Source organism: Effusibacillus pohliae DSM 22757 (assembly GCF_000376225.1).
Taxonomy (GTDB): Bacteria; Bacillota; Bacilli; order Tumebacillales; family Effusibacillaceae; genus Effusibacillus; species Effusibacillus pohliae.
This window is the reverse complement of record NZ_AQXL01000086.1, coordinates 1-16,008: the sequence shown is the minus strand read 5'-3', so window position 1 is coordinate 16,008 and position 16,008 is coordinate 1. Positions and strand designations below refer to the sequence as shown.

Sequence of the window (16,008 nt, the reverse complement as noted above, 5' to 3'; positions counted from 1 at the left end):
CAGATTTCAACAAATAAAACTCAACAACATTTACCTCATGCTTCCTTTTTCCTATCATGATGTTTGGAAATTTAGCATCTGGAGTGAGGAAAGCATGAGGTATGGTACTACCTCCTGCAGCGTTGCCCCACTCCTTCGTTGCCCCAGGAGCGGAAATCTCCCTGGCAGGCGCTCTTCCAAGGATGGAGCGGTTGAAGCGACTGGTTGAGCAACCGGTTGGCTTGTTGCAGCATCTGTATCGTCTGGCGAAATCAATGGTGTTGGCGGAGCGGATACCCAATCCCACAGAATGTGTCCATGGAATCGTGCCGCATTTTGTTACAGCCTGATCGCACCGATTGTCAGTCGGCAAACCCCGCTGGGACCGGGATAACTGAAAGCGATTCTGCAGGAAACGGCAAGTCGGACGTATCACATCCCCGGCAGCTGCAAACAGACGGTGAGCGTCCGTACTCTGGAGCGTTACCTGGAAAACTACCGCAAGGCCGGGTGGGACGGATTAGAGCCTCGAGACCGAAACGATAGGGGACGCACTCGAATCTCTCCCGCCGTTTTGCAGAAAGCGATGGAACTTCGAAAGGAACGCCCTGAACGTAGTGTGGAGCAACTGATTTTCCTTTTGGAAGAGAACGGAGGACATTCTCGTGTTGTGGCAGTTTGACTTTAAGCACTTTGTCTATCTGCCGGATCCCAAACATCCGAAGAAGAAGCGAAAGACCGTGCTGTTTGCCATCTTGGATGATTACAGCCGGTACATCGTGCACGCCCAATTTTATTGGGACGAGAAGCTGCCGCGCATGGAGGACAGCCTGAAGAAGGCGATTCTTCGTCACGGCATCCCCGAGCAATTTTATTGCGACAACGGCGCCGCATTTTCATCTCATCACTTGGCACGCATCTGCGGGCGGCTCGCCATCCGGTTGACTCACAGCCGTCCGTACCATTCGCAGGGGCGTGGTTATGGAAAGCTAGCCGTTATACAAAGTTAATGTCGAAAAAGCGAAAAAATATAGTTTTTTATGTGCAATTACAAAATTGAATACCCGACTCTAATGGATCGGGACGGTATGATTGGAGTGTAGTACCAGGCAAATGCAATCCCGATGACGGTAACAATCGACATGAATGGAATAATTCTAGACCGAAGGGCGGCCAAAGCAACGAAAGATCGTTTGGTCTATGAACCGATGAAAAAGAGATTTTCAAAATTACCAAATAACCCCACTCTTAAGAGAGGGGGGTTATTGTCTAGAGTCCACACCATGATGCATGGGGTGTCCAAAAACATCTGTTCGCCATTGATTTAACTGTTTTGGGACTGCAGTGCGAATGTCGGCACACCTCGAAGAATATCTTTTACAGGGCAAACCCTCTCGACATGCTCAATCAGAGATTGAATTCTTTCTGGAGAAGATGGTGAGTCAATATCAATCCGATACCGAACCTCCTGGAATCCCGGACGAACGTTTGGATCTTTCTCCAAAAAACCGTTGGGATCGAGATCTCCCTCCACGTACACCTTTGACCCGATCAGTTCCACCCCATGATGTTTCGCGAAACTGGCAATGAGGACATTGAGGCATCCTCCAAGAGCCGCCAATACAAGTTCAACCGGATTCGGACCTTGATCAGTGCCTCCTAAGGAAAGCGGTTCGTCAATAATGACTTGTTTTCCGTTAATGTGGGCGACTGAGCGGACACTTTCACCGGACCACACAACATTCGAAGTAAAGGTTAATTTCGGCATTTTAACAACCTCCTAATATTTGATGAGAAAATAGCGCATCCAGCGATTTTCATTGGTCATATTGTGCCCCGCCAGGGGCATGGGGGTTTAAGATACCAATCGAAAGGAGAAACATTCATGACAGAACACAAATGGGGTCTCGAAACATTATCAGTGCACGGCGGACAAGAACCGGATCCGGTTACTGGGGCACGGGCGGTTCCGATTTATCAAACCACATCGTATGTATTTCGTGATACGGAGCATGCGGCAAACCTGTTTTCCTTGCAAGAAACAGGAAATATCTATACCCGTATTATGAATCCCACACAAGACGTGTTTGAAAAAAGGGTGGCGCTGCTGGAAGGAGGCGTGGCTGCACTTGCCACATCTTCCGGTCAGGCGGCGATTACCTACTCGATCTTGAATATCGCAGGCCCCGGAGACGAGATTGTATCTTCCACGAATCTTTATGGCGGAACTTACAATCTGTTTGCCATCACACTGAAAAAGTTAGGGATTGAAGTGAAGTTTGTGGATCCTGCCGATCCGGAGAACTTTCGCAGAGCGATCACAGACCGGACGAAGGCAGTCTATGCGGAAACGATCGGCAATCCGCGGATCGATGTCTTGGATATATCCGCAGTTGCAAAAGTGGCTCATGATGCAGGCGTTCCGTTAATTATCGACAACACGTTCGCATCGCCTTACCTGTGTCGTCCGATTGAACACGGCGCTGACATCGTCGTTCATTCGGCGACGAAGTTCATTGGCGGCCACGGTACCTCCATCGGCGGTATTATTGTCGACGGCGGAACATTTGATTGGACGAATGGAAAGTTTCCGGGTCTTGTCGATGCGGATCCGAGTTATCACGGAATTTCGTACACGGAAGCATTGGGCAACCTGGCGTATATCGTGAAAGCACGCGTACAACTCATGCGCGATCTTGGAGCCGCAATCTCCCCGTTCAACTCGTTTATGATGCTGCAAGGGCTTGAGACGCTGCACCTGCGGCTGGAGCGCCATTCCCAGAATGCGCTGGCGGTTGCGCGATTCCTCGAGAATCACGAACTGGTTAATTGGGTGAACTACCCAGGATTGGAGTCGAGCTCCTATTACAAGCTGGCGCAGAAATATCTGCCAAATGGGCAGGGAGCAATTTTGACATTCGGCATTCAAGGGGGACTAGAAGCAGGGAGGAAATTTATTGATTCCCTTGAATTGTTCTCCCATCTGGCAAACGTTGGGGATTCGAAGTCGCTTGTGATTCACCCGGCCAGTACCACCCATCAGCAGTTGACAAAAGAGCAGCAGTTGTCGACCGGTGTCACGCCTGACATGGTAAGGTTGTCAATCGGAACAGAAACGGTGGACGATTTGATCTATGACCTTGATCAGGCGCTGAGAAGAAGTCAATGAAAGTTATAGTCAGACAGGTTTATGAGGTAGTCAAATACGTCCAAACACATAAATAATTTTGTTATAAATACCGTCCCTGAATTTCGAAAAAATTTTTATTAATGCACTGAAACTTCATGTCGAAACTTCGGGGACCACTAGCGTTGCATAAATGTTGACAGACGATTTTGTTATTTTCTCCTTGCGCAGATATAACAAAAAAATCCTTTACATGGAATGTACGGGTAGATCCTGTCCAAATCCATTGAAAGGACTTTAGTATGGACAAGGATACCTTATTTTCGGCATTTGGTAAATGGGTCGAACCTCTCATTCGAATCAAACTGCAAGAAAAATTGATGCAGCCAAACAAGACAAATACGCGAAGAAATTGACCACCAAGGCCTACATCCTGTTGTTTCTGCATGCGGTGCTGCAAAACGGGAAGGACTTCGAGCGATCGCCGATGACCTGGTACAGGAAGAGTTTCAACAAGCTTTGGGATTGGAGTCGATCAGCACCGCCCAACTCTCCCGGAAACACAGGCAAGTGGATCCTGGACTGCTGGCTGAAATTTTCTATGATCTAAAATGCATCTGCGCCTTGTATTTGCCAGTCAGTCCGGATCAAGTGGCCCTTAACCCAGCCAAGCGGCATGACCGTAGCCAAATGGATAAACTGATTGACGAGTCGGGAGCCATGTTTGCAAATCAGCCGATGGCTGCTTTAGATTCGTATTCACGATCTCCGACACACCCACGCCACGCTTTTTTTAAAACTTGGCGAGAACCCAAAGGTTGTGAGCGAAAGGCTTCGACACTCCTCCGTACAAATGACACTCGACATCTATTCTCACGTCCTGCCGGATATACAGGAGCTGCAGCAAAAAGATTCAGCAAAGCACTGAAACAAGCGAGCCGCAAATAGCGTGGTCAAAATGTGGTCAATCAGGTTTTTCGATCAGCACCCCCCCTGTTATGTCAAGGTCAATAAAGCAACACACTCCACATGTGGCGTGTGCTGGTCACTACCGATTTGGGCGATAAAAGGAGACTCCGAAGAGCCTCCCACGCTCCCATCTTTATGCCATCAAAGCGAACGGATCTGCAAAGCGATAATAAACAATCGCTCTGTGATCATCAGTCACCTCGATGCGCTTCACCAGACGGTGAAGTAGCTCTTCTGTCAAATCCTCGAACTCAAGGATCCGATCAAGCTCGCTCATCACCCTTTGTGCCATTAAAACGTTTGACGAGTGGGATTCTAAAATACCCTTGATTTCGGTCAACTGCTCTTGTAGTACTTGGATTTCTCTCTGATTCTCGTCCACGACCGCCCGGTATTCTTCCTGCGAAATCACCTCTTGAGCGAGAAGCTTCAGAAACTTCTTGTTCTCGTTTTGAAGCGACTCAATTTTCCGCTGGATACCGACCATTTTCTTCTGACGATCTTGCTGCTCTTTTTTCCAGTGGCTCTCAAACCGCTTCAAAAACAGGTTCTTATCGACCACAAGCTTTGCCATGTCTCGCAGATCCCACAGGATCTGTTCTTTGAGAGCATCCTCCTTGATGCTATGGCTGGTACAAGCACGCAGACCATGTTTCTTGAATCGTCCGCAGACATAACCTTTTCGGTTGTGCAAATACCACAACGAGCTCCCACAATCGGCGCAGAAAACGTAATTGGTAAAAAGGTGCTTTTTGGCTTTCGGGCGTGGTACATAGCGATCCCACAGCAATCGCTGAACGGCATCGAAGTCTTCTCTGGAGATGATTGGTTCGTGGGTATTCGGAACAACGATCCATTCATCCTCAGGAACTTCGTGCCTCTTTTTGTTCGTCACGCTAGCTACTTGACTTCTGCCCTGAACCAGATCCCCCACATAGTGAGGGTTCTTTAGGATTTTCAGGACGGAAGACCCGTGCCAGAACTCGCCAGCGTTCTTTTTGCCAGCCACTCGAGAAGGAGTCGGATAGCCTTTTTCATTCAGCACTTTGGCTATCGCTTCGACTCCCATTCCCCGCAAATAAAGGCTGAAAATCGTTTTGACAGCATCGACGGTCTCATCATCACGTTTGATAAGGCGTTTATTTTCAACATAGTAGCCATAAGGAGCGTTCGAACCCTTGAATTCGCCGTTCAGCGCCTTTTGGCGAAGAGCCATCCGAATTCGCTTTGATGTTCGTTGGCTTTCCTCCTCATACAACCAGGCAAAGAGCCCAAACTTATCACGGTTTCCTTCAAGTGTGTTAATTGCGCCATCAAGAGTAATGAAGTGAATTTTGCTATCTTCCAACACCCTCTTGATTTTATACGCCAACTCTCCATTACGGGCAATCCGTGACAGTTCTTTTGCAAGGATACAATCAAACTTGCGGTTTTCTGCGTCCTCAACCATCCTCTGAAAATTAGGTCGTTTGTCCGTGGTTCCAGTTTCAACATCAATATAGATGTCATAGAGGGTCCACCCTTGTTTGGCGATGAAATCAAGGAACAAGTCCTTCTGGTTTACCAAACTGCCCTTTTGTTCCTCTTTATTAGTGGAAACACGAACATATACAGCGCACCTCATCAGGCAACCCCGTCCTTCCGAGATGCGTCTGTGCGCACATCTTGATTATACCCTGATTCTGCTACCTGCTGGTAGTCTTGTAAACGTCGTAGGAGTTCTCCCTCAATAAAAGGAAGAAGTACGTCCGTTAGCGTTAATCTCTCGTAGGAAAAGTATCTTTTGGACGGTCGAATGGGGAGTGAAACAACATTTCCTCCACAATAATATGATTTGTGTTTCTTAGCCATAAAACCACCCCTTTTGATAAAGATGGAAGGGATGAAATGGATCTCCCTTCGATGTAACAAGGGTGGGTACTCCAATATGTGTGATTGAGTTGTGGGCATCGATCAATCTGGACTCAAATTATCAGATGCATGATCTCAAAGTCAAAAATTACAACAAAAACTTTGAGAATCATACCTAATACGCTGTCCCCGGAAAAGATCACGTTTCCCTGGCCATCATTGCGAATCACCAAGGGAAACCAGTTTTAGATCACAATCGTTTGCGCAACCCTGCTAAAAAATTCCAATTCATGACGCAGGGCTTGCGGGATATGCAATTGGTCGCTGCTTTTAATAAACTCGGTATAGAGCAATCGGGAGTTGGACAACACCATGGCAAAGCACCAGATGGTTCGCCTTTTTCCATCTTGGGTGAGATAGGAGTGTGAGGTGGTTTCCCGTCCCGAGTTTGTCCTGAAACGCCGGTAAAACGATGATTCAACCGATCCTGATTGGTGGTGTCGGGGGATCCGACTTTGCGGTTCGGCATATTTTGGCTGCTACGCCTACGGCTAAACAGGCCGGCATTGAAAATGCAATGCGTCTTGGCGAGGCACTGCAGCTTTATCCGGGGTTAATCGTTGTCAACCCCAAAATGCAGTTTCACCTGGAAAAGAGCGTCTGGATTCAGCAGGTGATCGAATCCCTGTTTCCGGTCGGGCAGGTTGCTCAACCCCGTGTCAAGCTGTTTGCCTGCTCTACTGGAACAATACCAAGAGAGGTACGGAAATGTCCAAAATTACAGAGCGAAAAATCCGTATGAGTTCCCGTCCCATTTTAATGCACCCTCTCGACAAAAGAGAAAGGGCCATACCGGTACAGGTAACAGCTCCATCACAACCTTCATTTAATTCAGCAGATTTTATCTTCATCTATGGTTCAGAATGCGTTCTCCGTTTCAAATGCTTCACCCCGTTCGCCCGATTACCACACCTCCTCATCGAGCACCACTTTCGCCTACCCGACCTGTCGGTAAAAATGAACAGACATGTCGGATTCCCACATCGCCTCAAATACTTTATTTGCCCCTCACTGATCAGCCGCAAAACGTCCGCTGTCACCAGGGAACAAAGCCGCTCCACAGGGTTACCAACCGGGACCTGCACTACCCGCCCCCGTGTAGACGCAACGTGAGCGGTGCCTGCTCTATGTAGGACTCTAATCGGCCAACAAATTCCAAGCCGACCTCTTCGTCTTCGGCAGCCTGTTCAAGGATCTCTCGCACCTCATCCCGCAGTTTATGCACTTTCTCGATTTCATTTGAAGACCAAACCTTCACTTCGAACGGTATCTGCACCTTTGAAACCGCACCCGCCAGTTCTTCGTTTGTAAGCAACATGGTAAAGTCTTCCGGTGATCCGATGAAATCTCGCCGGACGCCCCGTCGTATCTCCTCTGTGTTGACCAGATCAATCGCTTGGTTTCCCTCAACCAGTGGCTGCCCCGTTGCGTTCATCGTATATCCTCCATCTCAGACAATATCGATAACCTGATTATATTAATCCCAATACAATAGCAATAATGGTTAATTAAGAGGTGAGAAAATTGTTCTAGTTGTCCAGACACGTTCGAGTCGTCACACACCATCCGTAGCGCCCGGTCACGCTCACGATTTATACTCCACAGGACGCTGAATGGTTGAGCCCACCATACACGAAATTCCAGTCGACTTACATAGTGTCCAATCTGCAATCGCTACTATCGGAAACTCCTTCATCGTGCTGGAGAGGCAACTCGATCCGTTTGAACTGCGCTCTTCCGCTCAGAGTTACCGTCCAACTGGCGAAACCGCCGATGAACCGAATGACATCCAAAACGACATACTCTGAGACTATCCGACCATTTGAGGAATAAAGGGGGCCTTCGAGCTTATGCCGCAAAAACGCAAAGACGCCGAGTACCTTCAGCAGAGGGTCCGTGAACTGTACAAGCATCACACAGCCAAGCAAGTGGCAGAAATCCTCAACGAGGACCACAACATCCTGGCACCCGTGACCGAACGAATCGTGTATAACGTCCTTCAAGATATTCGCACAGCCACAAACGAGGCAGAGACTTACAAGGACAAGCCCTGGTCGGATTTCGAAGATGATTTTCTGAGACAGTGGTATGCGCAGGGCGCCTCGATCCCGCATATTGCTCAACAATTGCAGCGCTCTATTCCATCGATACACGGCCGGGTAAAAAACCTTGGACTGGCCAATCGCAAGGTAACACCCGAGCAGGAACGGGCAATTCGGGCAATGCTTCAATTGACAAGGATGAGCATGCAGGAAATTGCTTATGAACTGGGGGTAAAATATCAGGCCGTTCGGCACATCTCCAACAAAGTGAAAAAGGAAACCGGTGTTTCGCAGCGCCGCACGTCGGACACCTCTTTCTTTGAAGAAGGTTCACTCGCTGAACGCTTAATTCGTAACGCACTTGTTGAACGTTATGGAGACGCAGTTATACCATGGCAGCACAATCGTGACTGGAGTCAAGGCCGTGGCTGGCAAATCGATATTCCCTTAAAGTTCGAGGATGGACTGAAAGTCGCCATCGAAGTGAACCACGTTCGCACCCATGCCGACCGACGTAACCGGGACTATGCGAAGCGGCGTTTTGCAGAGGAACTTGGGTGGATATGGGTGCCCATCTGGATGCTCGAGGAGCCCACCAAAGAGGCCATTGTGGAAGCTGTCGATACCATCATCCGCATTGTTGAGGATTTACTGCGGGGCGAAAGATCCTTCTACGATTCGTTTATCGCCGATGTAGAGGAAAAAGAACGCTTCTATTACGCACCCGATCAGCCTCCATTCGATCCGAAAGAAGAGGCCAACTTCGGCATGCCGTGGAGCGTGGACGATACAAACATTGTACTCCACCACTACGGGCATATTCCGTTGGAGGAATTGCAGGCCAAGCTTTCCACACCACGAAGCTCCTATGCCATCTCTCACAAAGCGAGAAGCCTCGGACTCACGAAACAGAAAAAAAACTTTTCGGCTGAAGAAGACGAAATCATCCGAAAGTATTATCCAACCGGAACCGAGAACGAAATCATGTCGCTCCTTCCTGGCCGAACTTGGACAAGCATCGTATCTCGTGCCAATCGCCTTGGCGTAAAACGCCGTGATGAGTGGACGCCAGAGGAAGAAGTGATACTGGTCGAACACTACTCTTCACTCTCATATGAAGAACTACAAAAACTGCTGCCTGGACGATCCATCCAAGGTATCCGGACTCGTGCCAATCGACTTCGCCTAAAAAGGGCACAGGAATGGTCCCCCGATGAGGACGAAACCCTCCGACAGGTCTACCCGGAAGAACCTCGTGAGGTGATCCAGGCTGCACTCCCGCACCGGTCGTGGCAAGCCATCGTGTCTCGAGCGAGTCGACTTGGTATTCGCCGAATGAAACCTTTTTAATCCATTTTATGCATGTGCCCTGTGGGGTGGATTTCCTCCAAGCTCCACCCCGCAAATGTTTCATAGCACGGATGGTGACTAAATGGCAAAACGAATCCCGAAACCCGTTGCACCCGTGATCTTGAAGCCCAAAAAGTGGCAGCCATCCCTAGAGCGACAAGCCGAGATGGACAATTATTTGTGGGACCGACACACCATGCGTATTTATTGCGATTGTTCCATCTCTCAGAAACTCGGAGCCCACGGTGTCGCAGCAGCCTTCGTGTTCGATGGCTCCGTCATCGTTCGTTCCCGAAAGGTGTATGACCTGACCATGAAACTACGGTCCACACATGGCGAGCTTCAAGCGGTCTTGTTCGCACTTCGTGAACTGACGGTCGGCGTTCCGGGCATCAGCACACCGACAGACCAGGTGATCGTTTACACCGATGTTCAAAGTATCGAAACGCTGATAGAACGTCCAAACGAAGAAGCGGTCAGGAGCCTGTCGAAACAAATTACTGGGGCAAAGATGGCGATACTATCAAAGTGGCCCGACTTGGATGTGCAAATCCTATTTTTGCCACCCGAGGAGCAAAAGCATAACCCGTGGTATACGGCGGCCCACAACGCTGCCCGACGGGAAGTGTCACTGGGACGATGACTACCCGGTGCCCTCTATATGCGAGGAGTTTCCCACCTCGTCTATTTGTTTGGCCTTAATTCACGATTTTGTCTCCTGACTCCCTTCAGGGGACTTGCTTTTTCGTATTAACCCTTCGTACCCTCTTGGCAAAAGAAGTATGGGGGTGGTGTTCATGTTGGACAAGCAGTCCATGTTGTTTGCAAAACCGGGTGACAACGAAGCTCTGTTTGAACTCTCTGGACAGGTGTTCGTGAGAAACTTTTATGATGTGGTAGCGGAGGTCTTTGGACCAGTGGATATATCCTAAGTCACCGCTAATCTTGAAGTGGACGATGCAATCTTTGTTGACTCTTTAGAAACCTTGGGTGCAACGCAGGTACAGGTGGTCCAGGTTGAGGAACTGATCATCAAGCACGGTATCAGGGTGTTTGTCCTGAAAAGCAACAGGCATGGCGTCATCGAAATCGGGCCGGAAGCACTTAGCCTGATACAGGCCTTTCGGCGGCTGGATGTGATTCTAATAAAGCGTGCTGCCTAATGCGGGAATTTCCCCGCATACATAATCTCGTGATGTACCGGGACCGCCAGCGCAGTCCCAAATAGTTCAAGCCTCCCGTTTCACCGCCTCCTCAAGCTCCTCATTGATTCGCAGTTGCAACATCTGGAAGATATTGAGTCCCATTTGCTCATGCGTCTTCTCGATCTCGCTCCATTTGCCGCAGATCAAAATCCGGTAGCCAGACACGTTCAGTTCCCACGCCGGATCCATGGGAGTTCCCAGCCGTTTCACCGTATTACCCCGCCTGAAAAGGTGTCTCGTCAGAATGGCTTTATGACCACTATGTCGACCATATGATTTACGGCATGTTGGCACAGGATTGGCCAAACAAAGCCGGTCAACCGGAACGATAAGACCTTTGCGTCTAAGCTATGAACCTCGGTTCCACTATGTAGCGGGCGTAATCGCCCGTTGAAGCCGTCTTGGAGTTTTAGGACACTGCCTTGTGATGATTTTGCAACGCCTGATAGAGTAGTTCCCTCAACCAAGCGGCGTCCCTCCCCTGCACGAGGGCATCGTTCAAATCGGAACAGCCGATGGGAAGGTGAACCGGTATCACCTGGTTGGGAAACCGTTTGAGCAGGATCTCGAGCGCCCGTTGCCCCGCCTCATCTTCATGCAGGAGGACGTACACCTTTTCGAAACGTTTTAACAAGCTGCCAACTGCCTCCCGCTCGGCAAATGCGGTGCTGATCAGGGCACCACAGCTTGAGACACCCAACGCTCTTGCGCTCAACAGATCCATCAAGCCTTCCACCAATAGAAACGCCTTCCCATGCTTCAGATCATTGGTGAACACACATGTTCCCGAAACAGGTGTTTGGGTATACAGATACCGTGTGTATTTTTTATCGTCTCTTTGATCGTCCGAAATTTGCCTCCCAGCGATGGCTTCAATTTTTCCATTATTTAGAATAGGGATGAGGATCCGGTTGACAAAACGGCAACGATACTTGTCTCCCACAAGTCCAATCGACTGGAGATGTTTCCACAAGTAGCCCTTGTTTTTTAGTTGATTTACCAGGGAGTAGCCATCTGCCACAAAACCAATTCCAGCCTCCTCTATGACCTCTTTGGACAAACGCCGTTTTTTGAGAAGATAGTCTTTGGCCGCCTGGGAGTGCTTCAGTTGCTCACGTCCGATCTCCATGACATCCCATAACAAAGCTTGCACGTCCAGTGGCTGTTTGTCGTTTCCTCCCTCTACGATAGAGATTCCGAGCTCGCTCGACAACTTTTGAATGGCGGTTAAAAAATCACAGTTATCACGAAACTGGACATAGTTGATCACATCCATGTTGAGCACCCCGCAGCCAAAGCAACTTACTACCAACTGGTTTCGTCTGTTCAGACCGACAACAAAAGATGGATGCTCGTCATGATGGTTCGGATGTGGGCAGCGGCCACGGTAGCTTCTCCCTGAGCGTTTGAGCTGCACATCCCTCCCGACGTACTCCAGCAGGTTGATTTTTTGTTTGATTTCCGATACCAGATCTCGAAAATCCATACTGAAACCGCCTCCCTTGTTGAAAATATGGAACTCACTTTTTGCCAGAGGATGGGTCAGAACTTCCTCTCCGCTTTGCTTGATGTTGGATGATGCTATGATCGTGGATCATGTTAATCCGATTTTGCAAGTCCCTGACGAAAATTTTTTTTTGCCTTTTCCACAAAAAAGGACTTGCATTCTTATTCAAGACATGTATCAATAAAGCCAGAACTCACTTTTTAAGCTAGAACTTCCTTTTCACCTGCTAACAAGATCCCCTTTTTCCCTAAAGGAAAAACTTCTTGATCAAGGAACAATATCTTTATAGATAAAGAAAGTCTCTTTGTCATAAAGAAAAGGCAAGCCGCAGTGGTAGACTTCAGTTGAATTATCCTGCCCGTTACTTCAATAAAAAACAACAACACAATTTAACAGAGCCTTAATTTAAAATTACCGACTCAGAAACATTGGAGGGATTGTAATGAACCCCGTCATTTTAAACAAACGGGACGATATATTGTATCTGGCTTCTAAATACCGGGTCAAAAACATCCGGATATTCGGGTCACAAATTCGTGGGGAAGAAACTGATAAGAGTGACGTTGATTTCCTGGTTGAATTTGAAGAACCGAATCTCTTGGATCGGATCGAATTCAAACAGGATCTGGAAGAATTGCTGAACATGCCTGTTGACGTTGTGACTGAAAGCACGATCCATCCAATGCTTCGGGAGCGCATTCTGGCAGAAGCTAGACCGCTATGATTTACGCTTGTTCCCTCTTACAACACGTAAAGACCGTAAAGGCGAAATAGGCTTCTCAAGCTGTATTGCGACAATGTAAAACCACTCCTAGGAATCACTTCCTCTGAACAGTTCTGTCGTATCGACTTTTTTATTCAATTTTCGATCCCTCGTTATCGGGACGCCTTGAGCGTTATGTTCCAAGTAAGACCTTCCCCGCACGGAGTCGAACCCCCGGTTTCAATCAGAAATACAATTTCTCCAATCTGAAAGTCGATTTGTGAATTTTATGTAAATGCCTTAAACCCTATTATACCTAATGCAAATTTGGGGAAACAAAACCTCGTAATCGCATTTACATGAACCACGTAACTGCATATACATAATTCAATATACAGAACCTCTACTGTCGCCCCAATAAAAATACGGCTGTATGAGCCTCTATTGTGTTTCGGACCGATTCTTTCTTATTGCCCCCGACTCTGCTATCCAACGCTCGACTCCTTTGCATCAACAATTTTCATCCCCGACCGGGCCGATTTGACTTTCACATCCAGCACAACCGGCTTGTACTCAATACTGGTCGAACGTTGATAACTCTCCAGCTCTTCGAGCACAGACTTGTAGAAGCAGTTCCATAGTGTGTATATCGCATAATAGAAGTACAGAAAAACGCAGCGTAAAAATGCAGAGCTAGCCTGCACTTTACGTTCCTTCCAGTTCAACAGGACAAACGCTCGCTTCCAGGATGACCATATCACACAGAAGAACAACAAGCGCCGACCTCTATCGCTTGACAACCGACTTCTTTTTTGACAAAACTTTTAATACAGATGTCCAATAAGTGGGTGATCGTATGTTGTTTTGGAAGCGCAAATCGAAGCAAAGCCAATCGCAGCCAGAATCATTGTGTGCAAAGAAAGAGGAGAGCCCGATAGTAAAGTATAAGTTCCTCATGGAACATGACGGGTTTCGTATAGACTATGTAGAAATAACGCTGAATAAACCGATCAAACCGGCCAAACCAGGTATTAAGATTTTGCCCCCGGAAAAGTTTGAATAAAATTCCCTTCCACTCTTCCACTGTGTCTTTTTGAATTCGTCTGATGCGTTCAGCACATGTCAGCTTGATCGCAAAATCTACCACGAACCGGATGAAAATCAACTGCTGCCGCACCCTGAACCGCAACTGCTTGAATTGCAATCGACATGATGGTGACTGGAGCCACAACTTGACTGTTTTGAAGAAGAGGAATCGTTGGTGTGTGTATGGTCATCGGATGGGTGCCGAGCGGGAGAGTTATCACTTCCCACCATCATTGCAGCAAGCCATGCATAGTCGATATTATCGCTTCCTGTTCTTAAGGAAGCCGCTCGTTTTTTGTTCGAATCGGGAGCATTGTCGAGATCGCCCTGGAGCTGTTTTTACAAGTCTTCCACAAGTGCCATGATCACGTTTCGGACCTCGGGTTTCTTGTTGGCAATCTCCACATGAAACAGTCGGCCTACCTGTTCATTGTCCAGCGTGAAGTCCAGCAGATACTTGAAGTCCGCACCGTTCAGGTATCCCTCATGCCAGCCGGTACTGTTCCACACGCTATAGGAAAAAGGAACATCCACGATTTTGTCCCCGACTGTCACACGGGTCACGCCAGAAACCCTGGTGTAATACCCCGTTTCCCACTTATCATACTCCCGATAGTACACGTAGTAATGACCCGGATCATAGAAGGTTCTGGTAATCCGCTGCAGAGGGCCCGACCAGGCGTATTCGGTCTTCCCGTTACTTTTATTGGTAAACTGCCAATCCCAGTGAAGCGGAATCACATTTCGAATTTGTTCCCCCGTTGTGTTCGACGTCCAATTCACCTGAAAACGGGTCGGATCGCCGGCGTTATCTCCCTGGCTCCATGGACTATCCATGTCTTTAAAGAAAAAGGATCCACTGCTACGCTGCAAATGATTTTGCGCAATGTTTTCGCCCACGATGACAGCTGTATCGAGGAGATCCTGATACCAGGCAGGAGGTGCAGGTTGGCCACCCCCGTTCCCGCCCGACTGTCCCGAGGAACCGGGAGAGCGGGTTTGCGAGGGACCGTCGTCGGCGCCGACGGTGACGGTGGCGGAGACTCTGTCTTTTTGATAGCTTCCAATAGCTCCTGCGAAAGCGGAACTTGGCACCAGAATTGAGAATAAAGTAATCAAAATAATTCCTTTTTTAAGAAGCCGCATGTTCTTCACCCCCTTATCGCCCACCGAATTGGTGGTATGTAAGGGAGACCCCGACAGGGGTTAATTAAACTGGTAAGACGTGATCAAATACTTGCCATCCGGTTGCTTTGTGACCTTAAATGTCCCGCTCAAGGTAATATCTTCCACCTTTTGTTTCGTCTCCTCATTGGTCCCGACCACGTGAATTGAACCCTCAAATTCATACGTGTCACCCTTTTGACCAACGAATTTGACCTTTGCCGGCTCGACAATTGAAGAGACTTCCCTGTCTTTCACAGCAGATTGGTATAGTTTATCTTGCCTCGATGGAAAGAAAGATCCATCCCCGGTGCGAAGGGTTTCAGGATGAGCAAGTAATTTCTCTTGGGAGTGAAAGGATTCTGGCTTACGATAATCAAATTCCCCTATCGCAGTCAAAAACTGCCTCACAACCTCAGCCGCCTTGTCCTGATCGCTCATCTGCGGCTGCTGCTGCGCCTGTTGGGTTTGTTGGGGTTGCTGCTGGGACGATTGCGGCGCATCCGCCTTTTTCTCCCCGCACCCGGCCAACATGGTCAAGGTAACTGCCGTTATGGTCAACATAGACATGATGTTTTTCATACCATTCAACTCTCCCTGTGGTTCGATTTTATCCTTATCTGAACATAAGTTGGAAGAGTTTGCAAGGGGGAGCAAATACTTCTGGGGTGCCTACGGAGTTCTCTCTCTGACAGCACCCAACAGCCCTATGATTACTTTCGAGGTTTGTCATTAATGACATCACCCAACATTCTTCGGCAGCCTTTCGAGGGCTAACCACCATGCGGGCTTCCTATGCAGATTCGCCGCTTTAACGCCCGCTGATGTCACCCTCTTCCAAGCCGCTCGCCTGTTGGGCGTTCCTGGGTAATCCTCTCTCGTGAGAGGAAGTTGACCAGGCTAACCCCGTGTGCCCCACGGTTTATGTACAGGGGCCGATCTACCGCCAGCCCCTCTCCTTCAGT

General features: G+C 48.5%; 15 protein-coding genes and 2 pseudogenes. 9 read left to right on the top strand and 8 right to left on the bottom strand.

The window, feature by feature from the left end; translation table 11 throughout:
• The first annotated feature begins 191 nt into the window (after positions 1-191).
• Both C230_RS22865 and C230_RS23980 read left to right on the top strand, forming a co-directional pair.
• On the top strand, positions 192-329 hold the full coding sequence (locus C230_RS22865; RefSeq protein WP_169332823.1) for a hypothetical protein: 138 nt from the start codon (positions 192-194) through the stop codon (positions 327-329).
• Positions 290-959, top strand: a pseudogene (locus tag C230_RS23980) (DDE-type integrase/transposase/recombinase); the annotation flags it as partial. The gene C230_RS22865 and the pseudogene C230_RS23980, both read left to right, overlap by 40 nt.
• Positions 960-1,303: 344 nt before the next feature.
• Here the strand turns inward: C230_RS23980 and C230_RS0102705 are convergent.
• Positions 1,304-1,747, bottom strand: coding sequence for an OsmC family protein (locus C230_RS0102705; protein ID WP_018130516.1), 444 nt, complete (start codon positions 1,745-1,747; stop codon positions 1,304-1,306).
• A gap of 117 nt (positions 1,748-1,864) precedes the next feature.
• Between C230_RS0102705 and C230_RS0102700 the strand changes: the two genes are divergently transcribed.
• Both C230_RS0102700 and C230_RS21780 read left to right on the top strand, forming a co-directional pair.
• Positions 1,865-3,148: a homocysteine synthase gene (locus C230_RS0102700; RefSeq protein WP_018130515.1), complete on the top strand. Its 1,284-nt coding sequence runs from the start codon at positions 1,865-1,867 to the stop codon at positions 3,146-3,148.
• Positions 3,149-3,857: 709 nt separating this feature from the next.
• A pseudogene (locus C230_RS21780) lies at positions 3,858-4,034 on the top strand (tyrosine-type recombinase/integrase); the annotation flags it as partial.
• Positions 4,035-4,208: 174 nt separating this feature from the next.
• Here C230_RS21780 and C230_RS0102690 read toward each other — a convergent pair.
• The gene (locus tag C230_RS0102690; RefSeq protein ID WP_018130513.1) at positions 4,209-5,699 is read right to left on the bottom strand and encodes a recombinase family protein; all 1,491 of its coding nucleotides are present in this window, start codon (positions 5,697-5,699) and stop codon (positions 4,209-4,211) included.
• A 699-nt stretch (positions 5,700-6,398) separates the two neighbouring features.
• Between C230_RS0102690 and C230_RS0102675 the strand changes: the two genes are divergently transcribed.
• Positions 6,399-6,728, top strand: a complete 330-nt coding sequence (locus C230_RS0102675) for a Y-family DNA polymerase (RefSeq protein ID WP_026174095.1) — start codon at positions 6,399-6,401, stop codon at positions 6,726-6,728.
• 109 nt (positions 6,729-6,837) lie between these two features.
• On the opposite strand, the gene C230_RS23810 is transcribed toward C230_RS0102675, so the two are convergent.
• Complete coding sequence (locus C230_RS23810) at positions 6,838-7,026, bottom strand: CGNR zinc finger domain-containing protein (RefSeq protein ID WP_407635569.1); 189 nt, start codon at positions 7,024-7,026, stop codon at positions 6,838-6,840.
• A 44-nt stretch (positions 7,027-7,070) separates the two neighbouring features.
• On the bottom strand, positions 7,071-7,421 hold the full coding sequence (locus C230_RS19195; protein ID WP_018130510.1) for an ABATE domain-containing protein: 351 nt from the start codon (positions 7,419-7,421) through the stop codon (positions 7,071-7,073).
• Positions 7,422-7,836: 415 nt separating this feature from the next.
• Between C230_RS19195 and C230_RS0102665 the strand changes: the two genes are divergently transcribed.
• The 3 genes from C230_RS0102665 to C230_RS23540 all read left to right on the top strand — a co-directional run bounded on the left by C230_RS0102665 (position 7,837) and on the right by C230_RS23540 (position 10,310).
• Positions 7,837-9,378 (top strand): hypothetical protein, encoded by a 1,542-nt coding sequence (locus tag C230_RS0102665; RefSeq protein WP_018130508.1) that lies wholly within the window; start codon positions 7,837-7,839, stop codon positions 9,376-9,378.
• 82 nt (positions 9,379-9,460) lie between these two features.
• Entirely contained in the window at positions 9,461-10,021 is a 561-nt protein-coding gene (locus C230_RS0102660; RefSeq protein ID WP_018130507.1) for a hypothetical protein, read from the top strand.
• A gap of 154 nt (positions 10,022-10,175) precedes the next feature.
• A complete protein-coding gene (locus C230_RS23540; RefSeq protein WP_018130506.1) occupies positions 10,176-10,310 on the top strand; it encodes a hypothetical protein in 135 nt (44 codons plus the stop codon).
• A gap of 297 nt (positions 10,311-10,607) precedes the next feature.
• Here C230_RS23540 and C230_RS0102645 read toward each other — a convergent pair whose 3' ends face one another.
• Positions 10,608-10,793, bottom strand: coding sequence for a hypothetical protein (locus tag C230_RS0102645; protein WP_018130504.1), 186 nt, complete (start codon positions 10,791-10,793; stop codon positions 10,608-10,610).
• 199 nt (positions 10,794-10,992) lie between these two features.
• Positions 10,993-12,069, bottom strand: a complete 1,077-nt coding sequence (locus C230_RS0102640; protein WP_018130503.1) for a CHC2 zinc finger domain-containing protein — start codon at positions 12,067-12,069, stop codon at positions 10,993-10,995.
• A gap of 463 nt (positions 12,070-12,532) precedes the next feature.
• Here C230_RS0102640 and C230_RS0102635 point away from each other — a divergent pair, with 463 nt between their 5' ends.
• Positions 12,533-12,814 carry a nucleotidyltransferase family protein gene (locus C230_RS0102635; RefSeq protein ID WP_018130501.1) on the top strand — a complete coding sequence of 94 codons (282 nt, stop codon included), beginning with the start codon at positions 12,533-12,535 and terminating at the stop codon, positions 12,812-12,814.
• A 1,404-nt stretch (positions 12,815-14,218) separates the two neighbouring features.
• On the opposite strand, the gene C230_RS0102620 is transcribed toward C230_RS0102635, so the two are convergent.
• Positions 14,219-15,034, bottom strand: a complete 816-nt coding sequence (locus C230_RS0102620) for a hypothetical protein (protein WP_156807323.1) — start codon at positions 15,032-15,034, stop codon at positions 14,219-14,221.
• A gap of 51 nt (positions 15,035-15,085) precedes the next feature.
• Complete coding sequence (locus C230_RS0102615) at positions 15,086-15,625, bottom strand: hypothetical protein (RefSeq protein WP_018130497.1); 540 nt, start codon at positions 15,623-15,625, stop codon at positions 15,086-15,088.
• Positions 15,626-16,008 lie beyond the last annotated feature (383 nt).

Excerpts from the sequence above, each read along its gene's own strand:
- C230_RS0102705 (WP_018130516.1), bottom strand. The coding sequence starts at position 1,747 with ATGCCGAAATTAACCTTTACTTCGAATGTTGTGTGGTCCGGTGAAAGT.
- C230_RS0102700 (WP_018130515.1), top strand. The coding sequence starts at position 1,865 with ATGACAGAACACAAATGGGGTCTCGAAACATTATCAGTGCACGGCGGA.
- C230_RS0102690 (WP_018130513.1), bottom strand. The coding sequence starts at position 5,699 with ATGAGGTGCGCTGTATATGTTCGTGTTTCCACTAATAAAGAGGAACAA.
- C230_RS0102675 (WP_026174095.1), top strand. The coding sequence starts at position 6,399 with ATGATTCAACCGATCCTGATTGGTGGTGTCGGGGGATCCGACTTTGCG.
- C230_RS19195 (WP_018130510.1), bottom strand. The coding sequence starts at position 7,421 with ATGAACGCAACGGGGCAGCCACTGGTTGAGGGAAACCAAGCGATTGAT.
- C230_RS0102665 (WP_018130508.1), top strand. The coding sequence starts at position 7,837 with ATGCCGCAAAAACGCAAAGACGCCGAGTACCTTCAGCAGAGGGTCCGT.
- C230_RS0102660 (WP_018130507.1), top strand. The coding sequence starts at position 9,461 with ATGGCAAAACGAATCCCGAAACCCGTTGCACCCGTGATCTTGAAGCCC.
- C230_RS23540 (WP_018130506.1), top strand. The coding sequence starts at position 10,176 with ATGTTGGACAAGCAGTCCATGTTGTTTGCAAAACCGGGTGACAACGAA.
- C230_RS0102640 (WP_018130503.1), bottom strand. The coding sequence starts at position 12,069 with ATGGATTTTCGAGATCTGGTATCGGAAATCAAACAAAAAATCAACCTG.
- C230_RS0102635 (WP_018130501.1), top strand. The coding sequence starts at position 12,533 with ATGAACCCCGTCATTTTAAACAAACGGGACGATATATTGTATCTGGCT.
- C230_RS0102615 (WP_018130497.1), bottom strand. The coding sequence starts at position 15,625 with ATGAAAAACATCATGTCTATGTTGACCATAACGGCAGTTACCTTGACC.